At 61.5% G+C, this 16,257-nt stretch carries 16 protein-coding genes and 1 pseudogene; 14 read left to right on the top strand and 3 right to left on the bottom strand.

The features are described 5' to 3' along the window. From AC0L3O_RS05100 to AC0L3O_RS05090, 3 genes and pseudogenes are all read right to left on the bottom strand, one after another. Window positions 1–614: TCP-1/cpn60 chaperonin family protein (locus AC0L3O_RS05100; protein WP_473614999.1), on the bottom strand; the 614-nt coding region annotated here is incomplete at its 3' end. A gap of 61 nt (window positions 615–675) precedes the next feature. Then, window positions 676–972 (bottom strand): co-chaperone GroES, encoded by a 297-nt coding sequence (groES, locus tag AC0L3O_RS05095; protein ID WP_008871949.1) that lies wholly within the window; start codon window positions 970–972, stop codon window positions 676–678. 1,450 nt (window positions 973–2,422) lie between these two features. Continuing rightward, window positions 2,423–2,647, bottom strand: a pseudogene (locus AC0L3O_RS05090) (recombinase family protein); the annotation flags it as partial. Here AC0L3O_RS05090 and AC0L3O_RS05085 point away from each other — a divergent pair. The 14 genes from AC0L3O_RS05085 to AC0L3O_RS05020 all read left to right on the top strand — a co-directional run bounded on the left by AC0L3O_RS05085 (window position 2,550) and on the right by AC0L3O_RS05020 (window position 16,257). Next, window positions 2,550–3,452, top strand: coding sequence for a type I restriction enzyme subunit R domain-containing protein (locus tag AC0L3O_RS05085; RefSeq protein ID WP_473614998.1), 903 nt, complete (start codon window positions 2,550–2,552; stop codon window positions 3,450–3,452). The pseudogene AC0L3O_RS05090 and the gene AC0L3O_RS05085 sit on opposite strands and share 98 nt — an antisense overlap. 1,631 nt (window positions 3,453–5,083) lie before the next feature. Continuing rightward, a complete protein-coding gene (locus AC0L3O_RS05080) occupies window positions 5,084–5,515 on the top strand; it encodes a CBS domain-containing protein (RefSeq protein ID WP_077376492.1) in 432 nt (143 codons plus the stop codon). Window positions 5,516–5,748: 233 nt separating this feature from the next. Further along, window positions 5,749–6,249: an NADH-quinone oxidoreductase subunit J gene (locus AC0L3O_RS05075; RefSeq protein ID WP_473614997.1), complete on the top strand. Its 501-nt coding sequence runs from the start codon at window positions 5,749–5,751 to the stop codon at window positions 6,247–6,249. After that, window positions 6,249–6,551 carry an NADH-quinone oxidoreductase subunit NuoK gene (gene nuoK / locus AC0L3O_RS05070; RefSeq protein WP_023800378.1) on the top strand — a complete coding sequence of 101 codons (303 nt, stop codon included), beginning with the start codon at window positions 6,249–6,251 and terminating at the stop codon, window positions 6,549–6,551. The genes AC0L3O_RS05075 and nuoK overlap by 1 nt, the downstream gene beginning before the upstream one ends. Before the next feature lie 4 nt (window positions 6,552–6,555). Next, window positions 6,556–8,019, top strand: a complete 1,464-nt coding sequence (locus AC0L3O_RS05065) for a monovalent cation/H+ antiporter subunit D family protein (protein WP_473534970.1) — start codon at window positions 6,556–6,558, stop codon at window positions 8,017–8,019. Beyond that, window positions 8,016–8,270: a hypothetical protein gene (locus tag AC0L3O_RS05060; RefSeq protein WP_023800380.1), complete on the top strand. Its 255-nt coding sequence runs from the start codon at window positions 8,016–8,018 to the stop codon at window positions 8,268–8,270. Before AC0L3O_RS05065 ends, AC0L3O_RS05060 begins: the two co-directional genes overlap by 4 nt. Next, complete coding sequence (locus AC0L3O_RS05055) at window positions 8,263–10,023, top strand: Na(+)/H(+) antiporter subunit D (protein WP_473614995.1); 1,761 nt, start codon at window positions 8,263–8,265, stop codon at window positions 10,021–10,023. Before AC0L3O_RS05060 ends, AC0L3O_RS05055 begins: the two co-directional genes overlap by 8 nt. Before the next feature lie 7 nt (window positions 10,024–10,030). After that, window positions 10,031–11,506: an NADH-quinone oxidoreductase subunit M gene (locus AC0L3O_RS05050; RefSeq protein WP_027152447.1), complete on the top strand. Its 1,476-nt coding sequence runs from the start codon at window positions 10,031–10,033 to the stop codon at window positions 11,504–11,506. After that, complete coding sequence (locus AC0L3O_RS05045) at window positions 11,503–12,942, top strand: NADH-quinone oxidoreductase subunit N (protein ID WP_023800383.1); 1,440 nt, start codon at window positions 11,503–11,505, stop codon at window positions 12,940–12,942. Before AC0L3O_RS05050 ends, AC0L3O_RS05045 begins: the two co-directional genes overlap by 4 nt. 153 nt (window positions 12,943–13,095) lie before the next feature. Next, window positions 13,096–13,461, top strand: a complete 366-nt coding sequence (locus AC0L3O_RS05040) for an NADH-quinone oxidoreductase subunit A (RefSeq protein WP_023800384.1) — start codon at window positions 13,096–13,098, stop codon at window positions 13,459–13,461. Continuing rightward, window positions 13,449–13,952 (top strand): NuoB/complex I 20 kDa subunit family protein, encoded by a 504-nt coding sequence (locus tag AC0L3O_RS05035; protein WP_027152448.1) that lies wholly within the window; start codon window positions 13,449–13,451, stop codon window positions 13,950–13,952. The genes AC0L3O_RS05040 and AC0L3O_RS05035 overlap by 13 nt, the downstream gene beginning before the upstream one ends. After that, window positions 13,949–14,485: an NADH-quinone oxidoreductase subunit C gene (locus AC0L3O_RS05030; RefSeq protein WP_473614994.1), complete on the top strand. Its 537-nt coding sequence runs from the start codon at window positions 13,949–13,951 to the stop codon at window positions 14,483–14,485. The genes AC0L3O_RS05035 and AC0L3O_RS05030 overlap by 4 nt, the downstream gene beginning before the upstream one ends. Before the next feature lie 28 nt (window positions 14,486–14,513). Further along, entirely contained in the window at window positions 14,514–15,728 is a 1,215-nt protein-coding gene (gene nuoD, locus AC0L3O_RS05025) for an NADH dehydrogenase (quinone) subunit D (protein ID WP_027152450.1), read from the top strand. A 16-nt stretch (window positions 15,729–15,744) separates the two neighbouring features. Next, window positions 15,745–16,257 carry an NADH-quinone oxidoreductase subunit NuoE gene (locus AC0L3O_RS05020; protein ID WP_473614993.1) on the top strand — a complete coding sequence of 171 codons (513 nt, stop codon included), beginning with the start codon at window positions 15,745–15,747 and terminating at the stop codon, window positions 16,255–16,257.

Here is a 16,257-nt window from a genome sequence, read left to right as displayed (position 1 = left end):
ACGAAGTAGGGCGAGAGATAGCCGCGGTCGAACTGCATGCCTTCGACGACTTCGAGTTCGGTCTCGGCGGTCTTGGCCTCCTCGACCGTGATGACGCCCTCATTGCCGACCTTCTGCATCGCTTCGGCAATCATCGAGCCGACCGAAGCATCGCCATTGCCGGCGATGGTACCGACCTGGGCAACCTCTTCCGAGGTCTTGATCTTCTTGGCATTCTTGATCAGCGTCGAGACGACGTCGCCAACCGCAAGGTCGATGCCGCGCTTCAGGTCCATCGGGTTCATGCCGGCGGCAACCGCCTTGTGGCCTTCCTGGACGATCGACTGCGCCAGAACGGTCGCGGTCGTGGTGCCGTCGCCGGCGATGTCGTTGGTCTTCGAAGCAACTTCGCGGACCATCTGCGCGCCCATGTTCTCGAACTTATCGGAAAGTTCGATTTCCTTGGCGACGGTGACGCCGTCCTTGGTGATGCGCGGTGCGCCGAACGACTTGTCGAGGACGACGTTGCGGCCCTTGGGGCCGAGCGTGACCTTCACAGCGTCGGCGAGGATGTTGACGCCGCGCAGCATGCGCTCACGGGCATCGCGAGAAAATTTTACGTCTTTGGCAGCCATTTTTAGCTCCTGGCAGGGGCTTGAATTGAGCCCGGGGTTTAAGCGATGGTGAGGCCGATATTCAGCCGATGATGCCCATGATGTCGGATTCCTTCATGATCAGAAGGTCTTCGCCATTGAGCTTGACTTCGGTGCCCGACCACTTGCCGAACAGGATGCGATCGCCGGCCTTGACGTCCAGCGGCACGAGCTTGCCGGCTTCGTCACGGGCGCCGGAACCAACGGCGATGATGTCGCCTTCCTGCGGCTTTTCCTTAGCCGTGTCGGGGATGATGATGCCGCCTGAGGTCTTGGATTCGGATTCAACCCGACGAACGACCACGCGGTCATGCAGCGGCCGGAAATTCGACTTTGCCATTTTGGATATCCCTGATGCGGAGGTTGAAAGGTTCTCCATTGCCGGAGCGTCGTTGGCACTCGCCAGTGGAGAGTGCTAACGTGGCAGTGAGATAGGCTGTGGGGTCGTGCTGGTCAAGACGGATGAGCGGACGGCCGAAGAGCCAAAAGATTTGGAATCGACACGGAAGCCTGGCCCCCATTACGGCGCATCCCACCGCCTAAGCGCGTTTCGGCCGTAAGCTCTGGGTCGACTTTTGTGTCTTATTTGGAATGTGAAATTATGTGAAATTAACGGCCGAGCAGTCGGCCGGAATCGACGGCCAGCCGAACAGTCTTGAGCTTTTTGCAATTCATCATAACCTGAGTGGCATCGCCAAAAGGAGCGCTTATCGCAATCGATGGTCTGCAAATGCCTGCCGAAGCGCCTGGCAATCCTAAAGCAAGGCGCTCGCAATTTGCTTGTTCGGTAGTTCCGATCAGCAGGTCGAGAGGAATGCTCGTTTTGAGGACGATGTTTGGGATTTCGTGATCGAGGTGGATTGTTTCCGTGGTGAGGTTTGCGTCGGCGATTAGATAGACAAGATGGCGCGCCCGTCCAGTGCGCCTACCGCGCGAATCTCTCCCTTCACGAATTCCGCCGTGAACGCAGCGCGTTGAGCCGCAACGGCACCGGAAAGCCTTCACGATCATGCCCGGTACTGGCGTGTGCTGCGATGTTGTAGGGTGGTCAGGCGGGCCTTGACGTCATTGCGACGGTAAATGAGCAGCGGGGACCGGGTGGGGGGGCTTGGGGTTAGTCCCCGCTGCTTTGAGCTGCCTTCGCAGGGTGCAGTGGCAGCACAACTAAATAGTGACTGAGCGATGACAGGACCCAGACAGCGGAGCCTTGGGCACCCTGTCAGTCTTACATCGGCTAGTGCCGCCCCCCAAGGCTACCCGGGCGGGTGTCTCAAGAGTGCGGCCGGCGACGGACCTTCAAAGATTGCGACTTCCGCGCCCCAGCCTACACTCCGGCCTGACGCGCGTGCCCACCCAATGACGAGTGCCCACCCAATTGACCCCAGCGTCAAGCGACAGGTCATTAGTAGCCGATAAAGATCGCCCCCAAATCGGCCCCTTGGGCTAGCTCGGATAAACAATTCGGGTGAGCGGGTTCAACGGGGTCAAAAGGAGGGGTCGGAATATCCGGGCCAAATTTTCTTACGACCCATCGGATAACAGGCTCATGCGTGGCACCCCCCGTGCCCCTTCGGTTTCACCACACAGGCCCGAGCGAGACGACCGCCAGACGCCGAGAGGCTGCCCGGTGGCGGTACCTCAGACCGACATGAGCACGCGCTGGCGGGGCAATCCTTGTCCAGCGGTTGGAGTGCGGAGTGTGCGTAGGGCATACCAATCGGGTCGCCTACTTGCGGCTGTCGTCAGTGCAACGTAGCTACCGGGCAACGAAATGGAGGGGTCTATGTTTCTATGGCCGCATTGCGCTCCTGGTCCTCAGGCCGCTCCCGGTAGCGCCCTTCCTGCTTGGCCTTCCGGATACCCTGGGCCTGCCGCCGCCGCCTGTCGTCATAGTCCTTGTGGGCAATCGCAGCGATCATGTCCAGCATCATCCCGTTGATGGCCTCCTGCATCCGGCCGGTGAACTCGTCGGTTCCGCTTGAAGCCATGCTCCAGGAGGTGGGGAGGTCGAGACTGGTCTTCGTCTGCGCGATGTGGATCACCGGCTTCGACGTGCCAACCTGCTCGACGATCCATCTCGACAAGCCAATGAAGAACCACACTCTGATGCAGACGATCACGCGCGCGAACCGAGTTGCGCCCGGCAAACAAGCGGGTCAGCGCGGATCGATCCGCTGCGCGACCAAACGCAGTCGTTGCGCGTGTGCAAGGTCGAGGAGGCGATCTTCAAGTTTACGGATCCCAACATTGCGGGGAAATCCAAGCTCACGCGGCGACTCGCGCCCGGTCGGCCGGACCATCCGCAGGAAACATCGCGGAGCGAACCGACGCCGGCAGACGACCAATGACAAGCGTCTGAATTGTGACGACCTGCTCGCGCCGATAGGCCCCTTCGGCGACATCCCGCCAACGAACGCGTCCGCGCTGGCGAACCCAACGGACCTCGGCGACGGTGATATGCATATAGTCGCCGGCAATGGCCAGGCCACGATCAGATCCATCGCAGCTTCGTTGCGCACCGGGACGACCGCGGCGACGGAGCACATAGCCTTCGGCCTGTTGGCCTTCGCGATACATCGGTTTTCGCGCGCAAGCGTCCACACCGCGTCTGCCGCTCCCTTCGCGCTGCTGTATTCCTCTATGAGCCTTTTCGCGATCGCCTTCCGCATGGCGTCGTCCATTGACGCTGCATGCTCTCTGCGTAGCCGAAAGGCCTCGAGGAATCGCTGGTGCAAGGAAGAGACTGCCATCCGGAACTCGTTCACAATGTCGTTGATCACTGCTTGTGCGACAGAGGGGTTGGCGGGCCTTCGCTCTTAATGATCTTGAGTGAAACGAAGCCGGGTCGGCTGCTTACGTCGACCGCTTAGGAAGAGGCGACCGTCGCGCGTTGGGCCGAGCAGTACGGAAATGGCTGCAGAGAGATAGCACGCGGGTATAGATATTGGGACATGCGAACAGCGTGTCGAAGGAGCGCCGTGTCGATGTCACCATCGGCATCGACGTAGATGCAGCGCATCAGCTTCACCAGTTTGCCTGTCTCTGCGTGTCTTCTCGATCGTTTCCCCGACCAGATGGAGAGGCATTCTAATTTTTCCGTACTTCAGTACGTACTGCGGAGAAAGCCTTTCTTGGGTCGTCTTCCGAAGCGGAAACGTTGAAGGACAGAGGATCATTGGGCCTATGTGTCCACGCTAGCACGGTGACTCATCCAAAAAAATGCACGACAAGCTCCATCGAACAGGAGATTTGTCGTCAACCTGCCAGCGTATTACGTGATGTTGCTAGCACCGAAGAATTTCAAGCATCAAAGACTTGCCAATGAACGACCTCAAAAAGGTGTGCCCACACAATGTCACAGCAGATGAGAATGCGAAGCTTTGGCCGATCGAGGATCGACAGGATTCGACACGACACCATCTCCTGCCAGCCCATTCCCGTCTACTCGACCTAGGGCTGTCGAGCATGAGCAAGACCGTCCTTGCCTTATGGTCTGTGAACTCCGGCTTTGACCTCGCCGAATGGCAGTCGTAAATAATGCAGTCAAAAGTGTGCATACCGCGACGGCGACCACATTGTTTTAGTCTTTTCAACAGTCTAAAAATCTGACGGTATTCTTGACGGCATTCCTTGGAAAGATGATGAGATTTTACAAATCAAAACAATCAGTTATAGATCTCATTGATCATTGAGTGGGAGTGAGGGAAAGACCTTAAATTCGGCGAAGCGGCTGTTTTTGAGTAGATTAGCGTAGGATCTTCGGCGGTCCGGAAGATCATCTGCCGCACATGATCAATGACGATCCTGATCGTTTTGTCACAGTAACGCCCGCCATAGTGATTCCACTGTTCACTCGATCGACCCGGATGTTTACCACGAAGGTTTCGCGTCCGACGCTGTGATGTCGCCCGGCATACTCTTCTGTCTCGAGGGGCCAGCCCTGGAGCAGGCGCTTGAACAAATGCAAGAGCGCCAGATTCGTCACCTTTCAGTGCTCAACCGGTAGAAGCGGACGACGGGCCTCATCTCGCTGAGTGATATCGCTCTGAAGAGCGAAAGTTCGATCCTCGCGCCGCTTACCAAAATCGTCGCACGCGACGCTGAACGGCACCTGCACGCCGCCTGGGGTTCAGGGACGCCTGCAAGAACTAGACGAGAGCGGCATGCGTTTAGAGGGAACCAGGCATGCGCCCCCGAGCCCGACGGAATTGGCTTCCGAATCCGTGACGGCGCTCTCGGCTGATCGATGAGCATCGGCGACGGCACGGCGACCCGTGTAGCAGGCGGCGGTTTGTGTGAGCCAATCATGAAGGCCTACCGCCAGGAAGCACTGGCGCCTGAGCACGCAAGTCGGGCTTGAAATATGAAGGCGCGCGGCGCACGATGGGCAGAAATGCACTGAGAGGGAGACGGGGCGGACGGCTGGAGCGTAGCAACGCTTGGAGGAAGCCATGAACGTCAAAGCGATTCTCGAGGACAAGGGTCGAGCAGTCGAGACGATCGGCCCGAACGAGGCGCTCGCCGTGGCGATCAACAGGCTCGCCGAGCACAGGATCGGCGCACTGGTCGTTACCAATGGCGATCGCAAGGTGGTCGGCATCGTGTCCGAGCGCGACGTCGTCTGCGCCTTGGACAAGCATGGGGCTGCGGCGCTGGAGCAGAGTGTCCGTCACGCAATGACCGCCAAGGTCAAGCTCTGCACCGAGAACCACACGATCAACCAGGTCATGGAGATTATGACCACAGGCCGCTTCCGCCACCTGCCCGTGGTGAAGAACGGCCAACTGGACGGCATCGTCTCGATCGGCGACGTGGTGAAGAAGCGCATCGAGGAGGTCGAGCACGAGGCCGAAGAGATTATTCACTACATCTGGGCGGGGTAAGCTCGCCAAAGGCCCGCCGTCTGGCCGCGGCAGCCTGAATAACGGATAAGCAGGCTGCGGGATCGCACACCGTATCAGATACTGAGACTTGGGCATAACGTAGCGCCAAACCATGCAATCTTGAGAAAAATCCGATACTAGGGCACAATTTGTAGACGCATCTGAAGTGCGCAGCTATCTCAAACCCGGCCGTCTCGCGCCGAGTGACGGATCGCGGCGGAGGGTTGGCGTCGATGGATCAGGCGTTCTTTCTTCTGTTCGCTGCGGCGTCCGTGATCACGGCACTGACCGTGGTCCTGGCGCGGAATCCGGTTCACAGCGCATTGGCGCTGATGGCGTGTTTCCTGCAGATCTCGGCAATCTTCGTCTTGCTCGAGGCATCGTTGCTCGCTGTCATCCAGATCTTCGTCTATGTCGGCGCAATCATGGTCCTGTTCCTGTTCGTGATCATGATGATCGATGTGCGCGAAGCGGTGTTGCAGCGGTTTTTGCCGGGCGGCAACCTGCCGGCTCTGGTGCTGCTCGTCCTGCTTGGGGTCGAGATGCTTGTACTGGTGCTCTGGAGCGACCGCTTTTCGGTCACGGAGCCCGTCGCGATGCGCGGCGGCGATCAGATCAGGCAGCTCAGCATGACACTTTTCGCCGACTATCTCCTACCGTTTGAAGCCGCCTCCGTGATCCTGCTGGCGGCCCTGGTCGGCGCCATCGTGCTGGCGCGGAAGGAGCAGGGGTGATGGTTCCGCTCTGGTGGTATATTTTGCTCGGAGTGGTCCTGTTCGTGATCGGAGCGGCGGGCGTGCTGCTCAGGCGCAACATCCTGGTCGTGCTGATGTCGCTGGAGTTGCTGCTCAACTCGGTCAACATCAATTTCATCGCTTTCGGGCGTTACTACGACGATTTCCGCGGGCAGATCTTCGCGATCTTCGTCATCGCAATCACCGCGGCGGAGGTTGCGGTCGCCCTCGGGATTCTGGTCGCCCTCGTGAGGAACAAGTCCACCCTCAAGGTCGACGACGTGACCATGATGAAAGGATAGCGGCTTGGACCCGGTGATATCGATCCGGCCGCTGCTTGCCGTCGCCGTCGCAGGCCTGGCGGCCCTTGCAGTTCTCGTTCTGAACAACCGCGAAAAACTCCGCGATCTCGTCTCGCCCTTAGCCGCGATCGCCATGTTCGCAATTGTCGCCTCGATGGCACCCACGGTGCTGGCCGGCGGGACGGTCGATTTGCGCCTGTTCGAGATTCTGCCGGGGATCGACTTCGCTTTCCGGGTCGATGCGCTCGGCATGGTGTTTGCCACCGTCTCGTCGCTCTTGTGGATCGTGGCGGCGATCTATTCCATCGGCTACATGCGCCACTTGAACGAGCACGCGCAGACCCGGTTCTTCGCCTGCTTCGCCACCAGTCTCGCGGCGGCCGTCGGGGGCGCCTTCGCCGCCAATCTGTTCACGCTGGTGATCTTCTACGAGGTGCTCAGCCTCGTTACCTATCCGCTCGTCTATCACCACGAGGACGAAGAGGGATGGACGGGTAGCCGCAAGTATCTCGTCTATTTGATGGGGGCGTCGAAAAGCGTGCTTCTCGCCGCGCTGGCGCTGACCTACCATCTGGCGGGGTCGCTCGACTTCGTGCCAGGCGGGCTGCTGGCCGGGGTCGATGCCTCGCCGGCGCTGCTGACCGTGGTCTACTTCTGCTATCTGTTCGGCTTCGCCAAGGCCGCGGTGATGCCGATGCACGCCTGGCTGCCTGCCGCGATGGTCGCGCCGACACCGGTCAGCGCTCTCTTGCATGCGGTGGCCGTGGTCAAGATGGGCGTGTTCTGCGTGCTGCGGGTGGTGTTCCATGTCTTCGGCACGGGGCTGGTGGACGGGCTGGGGCTCGGCATCGCAACGGCCTATCTGGTCTCGTTCACCATCCTGATGGCGTCCATCTACGCCCTGACGCGGGACGACCTGAAGGCGCGGCTCGCCTATTCGACGGTCAGCCAACTCTCCTACATCGTGCTGGGCGCGGTCCTGCTGTCGCCGGTCGCGATGGTCGGCGGGATCATCCACATTGCGGCGCATGCGTTCTCCAAGATCACGCTCTTTTTCTGCGCCGGGTCGATCTATTGCGCGTCCGGCAAGCGGAACATCAGCGACATGGCCGGCATCGGCCGCAGGCTGCCCTGGACGATGGGCGCGTTCTTCGTGGCCTCGCTCAGCATGATCGGGGTGCCGCCGACCGCGGGCTTCGTCAGCAAGTGGTATTTGGCGCTGGGCTCGGTGGAGGCGGGGGAGATTGCGTTCCTGGTCGTGCTCTTGGTGAGCTCGGTCCTGAATGCCGCCTACTTCCTGCCGGTCAGCTATGTCGCTTTTTTCGGGACGGAGACACAGGAAAGTCCGGCGACGGTCCGTGAAATTCCGATGGTGACGATCCCGCTGGTCGCGACCGCGATCCTGTCGGTGTCGATGGGTATTTTCCCCGGCTATTTTCTCACCCTGGCGGAAGGAGTGGTCAGATGATCAGGCGTGTCGTCGATTTCTTTGGTGAGGCGAGATACGCGGAGCAACGCCGCCGGCTGTTTTATCTGGCGCTCGTTCTGATCGTCATCGCCGATTTTCTGGTCCCCCGCGAACACGCTGAATTCCTGTGGGACCGCTTGCCGGGCTGGTCGGCCGTCTATGGCTTCTTGTCCTGCGTCCTGCTGATCTTCGTCTCCAAGTTCCTCGGCCATCAGGGCGGGTTGATGCGGCGCGAGGACTATTATGATTGACTTCGTCCATCCCGCCCTGCTGTTCATTCTTGGCGCCCTGCCGATCCCTTTCCTGAAAGGATCAATCCGCAAGGCCTATCTGATGTTGATTCCCGCGCTGGCGATCCTCGCCGTGCTCACCGTGCAGCCGGGCAGCTACGGCGCGGCGGAGTTCATCGGGCAGGAAATCCTGATTGCGAAGGTCGACAGGCTGAGCATCGTCTTCGCCACCGTTTTCACCATTATGGCGCTGATCGGCGTGGTCTATGCGCTGCACCTGACGGGCGCCGGAGAGCATGTGGCGGCGTTCGTCTATGTTGGCAGCGCGCTCGGCGTGGTGTTTGCAGGCGACTACCTGACCCTGTTCCTGTTCTGGGAAGGTATGGCGTTTGCCTCTGCCTATCTGGTCTTTGCCCAGCGCGGCAAGCAGGCGATCCGTGCGGGGTTCCGGTATCTCATGGTCCATATCACCGGCGGCGTCGCCCTGCTGGGTGGCGTCATTCTCCACGGGCTCGCCACAGGTTCGCTGCTCTTCGGCCCGATCGAGGGGGGGATGGGCGTCGCCGCCTACCTGATCCTTGCCGGGTTCATGCTCAACGCCGCGGTGCCGCCTCTCAACGCCTGGCTGACAGACGCCTACCCGGAGGCGACCGTCACCGGAGCGGTGTTCATGAGCGCCTTCACCACCAAGACCGCCGTCTATGTGCTGGCCCGGGCCTTTCCGGGCACCGAGCTTCTCGTTTGGCTCGGCACGGCAATGGCGCTTTACGGCGTCATCTACGCGGTGCTGGAGAACGACTGCCGTCGGCTCCTGGCCTATCACATCGTCAGCCAGGTGGGCTACATGGTGGCGGGCGTCGGCATCGGTACCGAGATGGCGGTGAACGGGGCCTCCAGCCATGCCTTCGCGCATATCCTCTACAAGGCGCTCCTGTTCATGGGTGCGGGGGCGGTGATCCACGTCACCGGGCGGCGCAAGCTCACCGAGCTCGGTGGGCTCTACAGGACCATGCCGCTGACCGTGGCGCTCTACATGGTCGGCGCCTTCGCGATCTCGGCATTTCCGTTCTTCTCGGGCTTCGTGACCAAATCGATGGTGGTGGCCGCCGCCGGACAGGATCACCGCGCGCTGGTGGTGCTGGCGCTGACGATGGCATCATCTGGGACCTTCCTGCACACTGGGCTCAAGCTCCCGTACTACATGTTCTTCGGCATGGACCGGAAGCTGGAGGCGCGGGAGCCGCCCCGCAATATGCTTGTTGCGATGGGAATGGCGGCGGTGCTGTGCATCGCGATCGGGGTGTTCCCCCAACCACTTTACGCGCTGCTGCCCCATCCAGTCGACTTCGAACCCTACACCGGCGTCCATATCACCGAGAGCCTCGGCATACTGATGTTCACCGCATTGGGCTTCGTGCTGTTCCTCAGGGCGCTCGACCCCGAGAACACGATCAGCATCGACACCGACTGGTTCTACCGCAAAGGCGCGCGGCATTTCATGTGGCTCGCCGAAAAACCGCTGGCGAGCTACGAGAAGGCGGTGAGCGAAGTGTCCGAGACCGTGGTGCTGCCCTTCCTGCACGGAACCGCACGGGCCGGACTGCGGATCGATCTCAACGGTGTGGACGCCGTTGTGAACGGCGTCGCCCGCTCAATCCTGCGCGGTGGCGGTGCGCTGCGCAAGCTGCAGACCGGCGTCGTGACCCATTACGCGCTGGCGATGATCGTCGGTGTGATCGCAGCCATCGCCGTCTTCGCTGTGGTGGGGCGGTAGGGGTGCGATGGCGTTCCCGCTGCTTAGCCTCATCGTGTTCATGCCCGCCGCCGGGGCAGCGGTTCTGATGCTTCTCCGCAGCGACGATGCGGTGCGGTGGACGGCGCTAGGTGTCACCGTCCTCGACCTCGCTCTCTGCATCGCTATGCTGGCCGGCTTTGACACCACTACCCACGAGATGCAGTTCACCGAGACGCGCCCGTGGGTGCCCGCGCTCGGAATCACTTACGCGCTCGGCATCGACGGAATTAGCGCGCTCTTTGTATTCCTGACTGCGTTATTGGGCTGGATCTGCGTGCTCGCCTCGTGGGTCGCGATCGACCGCAAGGTGAAGGAGTTCATGGTCAGCCTGCTGGCCATGCAGGCGCTGATGCTGGGGGTGTTCTGCGCGCTCGACCTGTTCCTGTTCTACGTCTTCTGGGAGGCGATGCTGATCCCGATGTACGTGATCATCGGCGTCTGGGGTGGCGACGGCCGGGTCTATGCGGCGTTCAAATTCTTCCTCTACACGCTGGCGGGCAGCCTTCTGTTCCTGATCGGTGTCATCGTGCTCTATTTCCACGGCGGCGAGACTTTCGACATCCTCGCCCTGACGGCGCAGGATTTGCCGTTCCGGGTTCAGTCCTGGCTGTTCTTTGCCTTCCTGATCGCCTTCGCAGTCAAGGTGCCGATGGTCCCGGTCCATACCTGGCTCCCGGACGCCCATGTGCAGGCGCCGACGGCGGGTAGCATCATCCTCGCCGGCGTTCTCCTGAAGATGGGCGCCTACGGCTTCCTGCGGTTCTCGCTGCCGATGCTGCCGGAGGCGTCGCTGTATTATTCGACGCTAATGCTTACGCTTTCGGCGCTCGCAATCGTCTATGGCGGGTTACTCGCGCTGGCGCAGGACGACCTCAAGAAGCTGGTGGCCTATTCCAGCATCAGCCACATGGGTTTCGTGACGCTGGGTATTTTCACGTTGAACCTCCGCGGGCTCGAGGGCGGCATCCTGCAAATGTTCAATCATGGCGTAACGACGGGCGCGTTGTTCCTGTTCGTCGGCCTGATCTACGAGCGGACCCATACCCGCAGCATCGCGGATTATGGCGGGCTAATGAAGGCGGCGCCGGTCTATACCGCGTTTCTTGCGCTGTTCACCCTGTCGTCGATGGCGCTGCCGGGAACGAATTCGTTCGTGGGCGAGTTGCTGGTGCTGTCGGGCGCGTTTGCGGCCAATCTGGCCGTCGGCGCGGCCGCCGTTTTGGGGGCACTGCTGGGCGCGGCCTATCTGCTTGGCATGTACAGGAAAGTCGCGCTTGGTCCAGCCAGCATCGGCGTGCGGTTCAAGATTCGCGACGTAAACGCCCGCGAGCTGGTGACGATCCTGCCGCTGGCGGTCTTCGTGCTCTGGGTCGGGCTCTATCCGAGACCTTTTCTCAACATCATCGGGCCATCGGTGAGGCATCTGCTCACGCAGGTGCATTCTAACGGGGGCGGCCAATGACCGCTGCCACGCTTTTCCAGTCGATCCTAGCGAGCCTGCCCGAGATCGTGGTGGTCACTGGGGCCTGCATCTTGCTGATTCTGGGACAGCTTGTGCCAAAGGGACAGGGGTATTTCCTCGTCTGGGCTTCCGCTGCAACCGTGCTGGTTGCGACCCTGGCGACACTGTTACTGGCGGGCGAGGTGCGGCCGGCCTATTCGGGCATGTTTATCGCCGACCGCTTCGCGGTCTTCTTCAAGATGGTGTTCTACCTTTCGACCATCCTGACGTTCCTCCTGTCGCGAAAATATGCCGAGATCGAGGAGATCGCGTTGAGCGAATACTATGTCCTGCTGCTCTTTGCGCTTTCCGGCATGATGATCATGGCCTCGGCAACCGATCTTCTGTCGATCTATGTCGGCCTCGAGCTGATGGCGCTCTCGACCTATGTGCTCACCGGCTTCCTCAGGAAGGAGCGGCGGTCGAACGAGGCGGCGCTGAAATACGTGGTTCTCGGCGGGGTCTCGACGGGAATCTTCCTCTACGGCGTCTCGCTGATCTACGGGATCACCGGCACGACGCAGCTGGACGGGATGGCTGCGGCGGTGACCGGCGACCCGCTCGATCCCGGATTGCTCCTGGCGGTGGTCTTCATCGTCGCGGGGCTGGTCTTCAAGGTCGGCGCGGTGCCGTTCCACATGTGGGTGCCGGACGTCTATGAAGGCGCGCCGACGACAATCACGGCCTTCATGTCGGTCGCCCCCAAGGCGGCGGGATTCGCGGTGATCCTGCGCGTGTTCCTCAACCCGCTGGTCGCCGCTTCCGACGCCTGGATCATCGTCGCGGTGATCGCGGTGGTGACGATGGCGCTCGGCAGCTTCGTGGCGCTGGTGCAGGACAATTTCAAGCGCCTGCTCGCCTATTCCAGCATCGCCCATGCGGGCTTCGCGCTCTTCGGCGTGGTGGCGGGTGGCGCCGACGGGATTGCCGGGGTGATGCTCTACCTGCTGATCTACGCCTTCATGAATCTCGGTATCTTCGGCATCGTCATCATGATGCGGAATGGCGATTTCTCCGGCGAGGTCATCGAGGACTACGCCGGCTTCGCCAAGTCGCATCGCGGGTTGGCGCTTCTGATGCTGCTCTACCTGTTCTCGCTCGCCGGCATTCCGCCGACAGCCGGGTTCTTCGCCAAGTTCTACGTGCTGGTGGCGCTCGTCGAGCGGGGTTTCGTCACGCTGGCGGTGATCGCGGTGCTGCTGAGCGCCGTCGCCGCCTACTTCTACATCCGCATCGTCATGGTGATCTACATGCGCGAGCCGGAGCGCGCGTTCGAGCCTGCCCTGACGCCGTCCGTCCGCGCCACGCTCGCCTTGACCGCCGCCGGCACCATCGGCATCGGACTGTTTCCGGCGTGGTTTCTGAGGCTTGCCCAGAGTTCCGTGTTCGGCGGTTGACCACGATTGGATTTGCAATGAACCGGCCAAGGGAATACTCTGGAGCGTACGAAAGGATGCCCTAGTCGCTGCACGAGGGCCAGCACCGCCGGCCTGAAGATTGGTCGGTCGCAGCTTGAGCAAGCCCTCGGTGGGTGACCAGGGCAGCGCGACATGACTGGAATGGAATTCCTGCCGGTTCTCTTCATGGTCGCCGGAATTGTCCTGGTGGCCGTGGCGACGCTGTTCGTCTCCTCGCTCCTGCGCCCGTCCAACCCCTATCCCGCGAAGAACATGCCCTATGAGTGCGGCATGGACCCGGCCGGCGAGGCCGCCGGGGGCCGCTTCAGGGTGCAGTTCTTCATCCTCGCAATCCTGCTGGTGGTGTTCGACGTCGAGGCGATGTTCCTGTTTCCCTGGGCGGTCGTGCTGAAGGAGATCGGGCTCGTCGGCTATGTCGAGATGTTTGTCTTCATGCTGCTGCTTATCGTGGGCTTCGCCTACGCCTGGCTGAAAGGAGCGCTGGAATGGGAGGAGTAGGCGAAACGATTCGCGACAGCGTGCTGTTCACCACCGCCGACAGCGTCATCAGTTGGAGCCGGCGGTCGGCGCTCTGGCCCGAGACCTTCGGGATTGCCTGCTGCGCCATAGAGATGATTTCGGCCGGCTGCGCCCGCTACGATCTCGACCGCTTCGGCGTGGTGTTTCGACCTTCGCCGCGCCAGTCCGACGTGATGATCATCGCCGGCACGGTGACGCGGAAGTTCGCTCCGGTCGTGCGCCGGCTCTTCGACCAGATGCCGGAGCCACGCTGGGTCATCGCCATGGGCACCTGCGCGATCTCGGGCGGGGTCTACAACACTTACGCCGTGGTGCAGGGGGCGGAGACTTTCGTGCCGGTGGACGTGCATGTGCCCGGCTGCCCGCCGCGGCCCGAGGCACTGATGCATGGCATCCTTCTGCTCCAAGAGAAGATCAAGAGGTCCCGCGCGCTGGCCGGGACGCCTCTGGATCGGGTTGCAGCCTCATGAGCGTGGAGACGTCCCTCATCCGCACCCTGATCGCGGAACGTTTCGGGGGGGAAATCGAGGAGCTTGGCTTCTCGCATGGGGTTCTCGCTTTCGCCTCACCGCCTGACATGATCGTCGAGCTTTGCCAATTCCTGAAGGGCCATCCGACGCTGCGGTTCGATTTCCTGTCCGACATCTGCGGGGTCGACCATTATCCCGAAACGCTGCGCTACGAGGCGGTGTACCACCTCTATTCGCTGCCGAACAAATGGCGCGTTCGGATCAAATGCCGCCTCGGCGATCCGCCGCGGGTCCCGTCGGTGACGGGGGTCTGGCGGACCGCCAACTGGCACGAGCGCGAGGCCTGGGACATGTATGGCATCCGGTTCGAGGGCCATCCCGACCTGCGCCGGATCTACATGTGGGAAGGCTTCGAGGGCTTTCCGCAGCGCAAGGACTTTCCGCTCCGGGGCTACAAGGACACGCTGAACCCGTTTGGCGCGGAAGGCCCGCGGCCGACGCAGCCCGATCTCGCCACCAAGGACATTCCATAAGGGAGGCCGTTCGACGCCGGGAAGTGAGATGACCGAAGTCACGGAACTGAGCAGGCCGGCAGGTGAAGCGCTCGACACAAAGGAGGTGCTTCTCAACCTCGGCCCGCAGCATCCCAGCACGCATGGGGTGCTGCGGCTCGTCCTTGAGCTGGACGGCGAGTATGTCGCGCGCGTGGACCCACACATCGGCTACCTCCACCGCGGCACCGAAAAGCTGGCCGAGAGCTTTACTTACACCCAGATTTTTCCGCTAACCGACCGGCTCGACTACCTCTGCCCGCCCTCGAACAACCTCGCTTTCGCGCTAGCGGTGGAGAAGCTCCTGGGCATCGAAGCGCCGATCCGCGCGCAATATATCCGCGTGCTGATGGCCGAACTCGCGCGGATCTCCGGTCACCTCCTGATCACCGGTGCGTTGCCGATGGACCTGGGCGCCATGACCGCGTTGGTTTACGCCATGCGCGAGCGTGAAATGATCATGGACCTATTGGAGATGATCAGCGGGGCGCGGATGCACACGTCCTTCTGCCGGGTCGGGGGTGTGCGCGAGGACCTGCCCGACGGGTTCTTTCCCAAGATCAGGGAGTTCTGCGACATCTTCCCGAACCGGATCCGCGACTATGAACGGCTGGTCGAGAACAACCGGGTGTTCCTGAAGCGCACGCAGGGGATCGGCGTGATCTCAGCCGAGGACGGCATCGACCTTGGCCTGAGTGGCCCGAATCTGCGGGCCTCGGGCGTCGACTGGGACATCCGCCGCGACGAGCCCTATGAGATCTACGACCGGTTGGCTTTCAACGTCATTACCCGCGATGAGGGTGATTGCTACGCGCGCTGGCAATGCCGCGTCGAGGAGATGCGCGAGAGCGTCCGGATCATCGAGCAATGCCTTGACCAGATGCCCGAGGGGCCGTTCCAGATCGATATGCCGACCATCGCTTTCCCAGTGGATAAGGATAGGGTGCACTGCTCGATGGAGGCGCTGATCCAGCATTTCGACCTGTCGGCTTATGGCTTCAAAGTGCCGAAGGGCGAGGTCTATTCGGCGATCGAGGCACCAAAGGGCGAACTCGGCTTTTACATCATCAGCGACGGGTCGCAAAAACCGTTCCGTATGAAGGTCCGGGCACCGTCGTTCGTCAACCTTCAGGGACTGTTCGGGGCAAGCAATGCGCGCTTCCTCGCGGACATGATCGCCGTGCTGGGCAGCCTCGACCCGGTGATGGCCGAGGTAGACAAGTAGCCGGGATCTGGACGCAATGAACATGCGCGAAAAGATAGAAGCGGCGGCGGCGCGGTATCCCGACCAGCGCTCGGCGATCATGCCCGCGCTTCTGATCGCGCAGAAGGAACATGGTCATCTGCCCGGCCCGGTGTTGGAAGAGGTCTCCGACATCCTGGGTGTCGAGCGGGTCTGGGTCTACGAATTGGCGACCTTCTACACCCTCTTCCATACCGAGCCGGTGGGTCTGTTCCACTTGCAACTCTGCGACAACCTATCCTGTATGCTGCGCCGATCCGAGGGCCTACTGAGGCATCTGGAGACTGTGCTGGGGATCGAAAAGGGCGGCACGACCCCGGACGGGCTGTTCACGCTTTCGACCGTCGAATGCCTCGGCGCTTGCGAGATGGCCCCGGTGATGCAGGTCGGCGACGACTATCACGGCGACCTCGACATTGCGCGGATCGACGCGCTCTTGGACAGGCTGCGCGCGGCGGCAGGGCAAGCGACTGGCGCCGAACTCGCCGCCGCAGGACCGCCGGGTGAATAG

This window comes from Mesorhizobium sp. WSM4810, from assembly GCF_055811235.1.
Note: the sequence above shows the minus strand (reverse complement) of the source record. Positions and strands in the feature narration are given on the sequence as shown.